This is a genomic window from Leptothrix toolikensis (SeqCode) (genome assembly GCF_057922285.1).
On record NZ_JBYSVC010000129.1, the window covers coordinates 1 to 4,334 of the forward strand.

Annotated in this window: 4 protein-coding genes and 1 pseudogene; all 5 read right to left on the bottom strand. The window is 66.1% G+C overall.

The window, feature by feature from the left end; genetic code table 11:
• The coding region (locus tag AC3VI7_RS12250; protein WP_489671583.1) for a cobyric acid synthase at nucleotides 1–1,204 on the bottom strand (1,204 nt) is incomplete at its 3' end.
• A gap of 10 nt (nucleotides 1,205–1,214) precedes the next feature.
• Nucleotides 1,215–1,985, bottom strand: a pseudogene (locus tag AC3VI7_RS12255) (ABC transporter ATP-binding protein); the annotation flags it as partial.
• A 20-nt stretch (nucleotides 1,986–2,005) separates the two neighbouring features.
• Nucleotides 2,006–3,022 (bottom strand): FecCD family ABC transporter permease, encoded by a 1,017-nt coding sequence (locus AC3VI7_RS12260; protein WP_489667533.1) that lies wholly within the window; start codon nucleotides 3,020–3,022, stop codon nucleotides 2,006–2,008.
• A complete protein-coding gene (locus AC3VI7_RS12265) occupies nucleotides 3,019–3,837 on the bottom strand; it encodes an ABC transporter substrate-binding protein (RefSeq protein WP_489667534.1) in 819 nt (272 codons plus the stop codon). Before AC3VI7_RS12265 ends, AC3VI7_RS12260 begins: the two co-directional genes overlap by 4 nt.
• Nucleotides 3,838–3,861: 24 nt before the next feature.
• A partial coding sequence (locus tag AC3VI7_RS12270) for a TonB-dependent receptor domain-containing protein (protein WP_489671584.1) occupies nucleotides 3,862–4,334 on the bottom strand: 473 nt, incomplete at its 5' end.

Sequence of the window (4,334 nt, forward strand, 5' to 3'; positions counted from 1 at the left end):
CCGCAAAAGTGCTGCGACCCGGACGCAAAAGCTTCTGCGGCTCAAAGCGCGTCACCAGCGGCAGCAAGCCCAAACCCGGACCGTTGGCGTCCACGTTCAGACCCACGGATGTCGCCTCGACGCCCTCAGGATCGACCAGCGCCTCACCCAACATCTGCAAGCCGCCGCAAATCCCCAGCACCGCCCGCCCTGCCGCCGCGTGGCGCGCCACGGCGCGATCCAACTGCTGACGCCGCAGCCACGCCAAGTCACCGCTGGTGTGCTTGGAGCCGGGCAAGATGATCCAGTCTGCGGCGTCCACGTCGGCTGCGCTGCGCGCCCAGACCAAGCGCACACCCGGCAGATTGCGCAGCGGCTGGAATTCATCCAAGTTGCTGATGCGCGGGTAGGCGATCACAGCGATACGCAGCTTCACGGCCCCACCGCCTTGAGCGCGCTCATCGAACACACCGTCTTCGTCCGGCAAACCGTGATCGCGCCACATCGGCAAGACCGCCAACGTCGGCACGCCCGTCAGTTGCTGAAGCATCTCGGGCCCCGGGGCCAGCAAGGCCGCATCACCGCGAAAGCGGTTCAGCACGAAACCGCGAATCAGCGCCCGCTCTTGGGCGGGCAACAACTGATGCGTGCCGTAGAGATGCGCAAAAGCGCCGCCCCGGTCGATGTCGCTCACCAGCAAGCAAGCAGCATTCACGGCCAAAGCGGTGCGCATGTTCACAAAATCGCTGGCATGCAGGTTGATCTCGGCCGGAGAGCCCGCGCCTTCGATCACCACCACGTCGTTGTCCTGCATCAAGGCCTCTAGCGCGGCGCGGGCGTGGGGCCAAAGGGCGGCACTGCGTTCGCGCCACGGCACCTCGCCCAAGTCACGCCGCACCTCGCCCAGCACCACCACTTGGCTGCGGGTGTCGTGTTCGGGTTTGAGCAAGACCGGGTTGTGGCGCACTTCGGGCGTACAGCGAGCCGCCAAAGCTTGAAAGTACTGCGCGCTGCCGATCTCGCCCATCACGGGGAGTCCATCCTCGCCCGGCAACCCCGGTACCACCCGCGCGTTGTTGCTCATGTTCTGCGCCTTGAAGGGTGCCACCTTCAACCCTTGGCGGGCGTACCAACGGCACAGCGCCGTGGCCAGCCAGCTCTTGCCCGCACCGCTGGTGGTGCCCAGCACCATCACCGCCCGGGCTCGTTGGGCAGAGTGATCCATCGTCATCAAATCACCCCACCTCCGGCAAAGCCGTCCACTGCGTGCCGATACGCTCGATCCGCACCGCGCCGCCAAACACGTCCCGCAACGCAGCGTGTACCTGCGGGTCGTCCCGTGACCCCACCGCTTGGATACGCCCTTCGGCCATCACCACCAGCCGATCAGCCGCCAGCGCCAGCGGCAACTCATGCAAAACACTCAGCACCGTGGTGCGTGGTGCCGATTTGCTGCCCGACTGGCCCATCAAACGCATCAGACGCACCAAGGCGACTTGATGGGGTGGATCGAGGTGGGTGGTGGGTTCATCCAGCAGCACAACCGGCGCTTGCACCGCCAAGGCGCGCGCCAGAAGCACCCGCTGGCGCTCACCGCCCGAGAGCTCCGCCAAGGGTCGGTGCTGCCAAGCCAAACATTCGGTTTGCGCCATCGCTTCTTGGACCGCGACACGATCAGCGAGCGTCGGGGAGCCAAACAGGCCCACATGGGGCAAGCGGCCCAACATCACCACGTCAAACACGCTCAGCTCCCCGCCGGCGTCATCGGCTTGCTGCGCCAGCCAAGCGATCTGCCGGGCGCGCTGGGCCGGTGGATGGCGATCCAAGGCTTGACCGAACAAGCTCACTTGGCCGGATCGGGGTCGCAACAAGCCGGCCAACACCCGCAGCAAGGTCGATTTGCCCGCACCGTTGGGTCCAACCAGCGCGGTCCAACCGGGCTCAAAAGCCACACTGACCCCGCAGAGCACTGCGCGGCCACCCAGCTCGACATGCACGTCAGTCACACTCAACGTGGGCCCAGCCTTCATGCCCACCTCCGGCGACGCAAAAGCCACAGCAAATAACAACCGCCCAGCACGGCGGTCAGCACCCCAACCGGCAGCTCCTGCGGCGCGATCAAGGTCCGGGCCAACACATCGGCCCACAGCAGCAGCGCCCCGCCCATGGCGGCACTGGCCACCAAGCGAAAGCCGTGCGCAGCATGGACAAAACGCCGCACCAAGTGCGGCGCTACCAAACCGACAAAAGCCACCAAGCCCGCTTGGGCCACGGCGGTCCCCGTGGCCAGCGCCAGCAGCACAACCAGCGCAGCGCGCCAACGCGGCAGGTTCAAGCCCAAACTGGCCGCACTCTCCTCGCCCAAGCTCAAGGCATCGAGCACCCGCGCCATGCGCCAAGCCAAGGGCAAGGTGAACAACAGCGCCAGCAGCAGCAGCGCCACGCTCGGCCAGCCGAGAAAAGCCGTGCTGCCGAGCAAAAAAGCCTGCTTACCGCGCAGGGCGTCGGGGGAAATCATGGTCACCAGATCGTTCATCGCCCCCAGCACCACCCCCACCACCACCCCCGCCAGCAACAGCCGGGTGGTGTGCTGCGCGCCCCGCGAAAGCAGCAACGTCAGCATCACGCCCAACAAGGCCCCGCCAAAAGCTGCGCCGACCAAACCGACGCGCCCCAGCACCTCCGCCGCTTCGACGCCAAAAGCCGCGCCCATCCAACCGCTGCCCGCCAGCACCAAGACCACCCCCAGCGAAGCGCCCGAGGCCGAGCCCAAGAGGTACGGATCGGCCAAAGGATTGCGAAACAAGCCTTGGGCCAAGGCTCCGGCCAGACCAAAGAGCGCGCCCACCAGCCACGCGCCCAACGTGCGCGGCGCGCGGATCTGCCAGACGATCAAGGCCTGATCCGGGTCGAACAGCTCGCCCAAGCCACTGAGACGCCAGCCTTCGCTGCCGGTGATCAAACCGGCCAGCAGCCCCACCCCACTGACGAGCAGCAGCCCGCCGGCAAGACGCCAACGCCGACTTTGTTCAAGCATGCTCATGGCACGGCCCGCCCTGCAAGCGTCGTCAAACAATCGGCCAGCAACTGGGCCGCCTCGCCCAAGCGCGGACCGGGGCGCACCAAGATGTCGTAGCGCGCGCGCTCAAAGGCGCAAACCTGTTGGCGTTGCAACGCCCGCAGCTGCGCCCAGCCGGGGCGGCGCGCCAGCTCCTCGGGGCTGCGTTCCATCACCAAGATCAGATCCGGCTGCGCCCGGACCACAAACTCTGGGTTAAGTTTGGGAAAGGGCCCAAACGAGGCCGGCACGATGTTATGCAGGCCCAAACGAGCCAAGGTCTCGCCCAAAAAAGAGGTCGGCCCAGCGGCATAAGGCCCCGCATCGACCTCGACGTAGACCTTGCGGCCGCGCAGCGCTGCGGGCACGCGGGCCACGGCTTGCTGCACTTGAGCCTCGATCTGCTGCCAGAGCTTTTGAGCTTGCTCAGCACGCCCCAGCACTTCACCCAATCGGGTGAGCATCTGATGGGCTTCGGCGTGGCTGGTGGCCTCGATCAGCACCACCCTCAGGCCCAAAGCCTGCAAACGTTCAACCGCCCGCGTGGCCCGGGTGGCCAGCACCACATCGGGTTTCAGGGCGACGATGCGCTCGATCTGCGCGTCTTCCAAGCCACCCACCTTGGGCAGCGCCAGCACTTGGGCTGGCGCGTTGGAATAGCGATCGGTGGCGACCAGCCGATCACAAGCACCCAGCGCGCAGACGGCTTCGGTCAGGGAAGGCAGCAAAGAAACGATGCGTTGCGGCGGCGTCTCAGCCGCCGACACGGTCCCACCGATCAGGTGGGCAACGAGCAACAACAGCCGCCTCAGCATCTCAGCATCTCAACGCGGGGCGTAACGCAGCGAGACGTACAACTCCCGCCCCGGCTGGTTGTAGCCCAGCGCCGTTTGGTACGGTTTGTCGGCCAGATTGTTCAAGCGCGTCTGCACGCTCCAATCCGGCTTGAGCGCCCACTGCGCTTGCAGATCCACGGTGCCAAAGCCCGCCAAACGCACCGTGTTGGCGGCGTCATCAAAGCGCTCGCTGTAGGCCTGCATGGTCAGGCCCGCTGTCCAAGCGGGATGTAGCCGCCAGTTGGCGGCCAGCTTGGCGCTGTTCGGTGCCACGCGCGGCAAGAGCTTGTCTTGCTGGGCCCCCACGGTGTCGTTGCGCGCGTCAAGGTGATCGAAGGAGGTCGAGAGCTTCAAGGCGTCTAACTGCGCGTCATACGACCAGCTCAGGCCGTTGCTGTGGGTGTAGGGCAGATTGACCGGCTGCGCGCCTTGGGTGATGTAGCCCCGGATGCGGTTGGTGA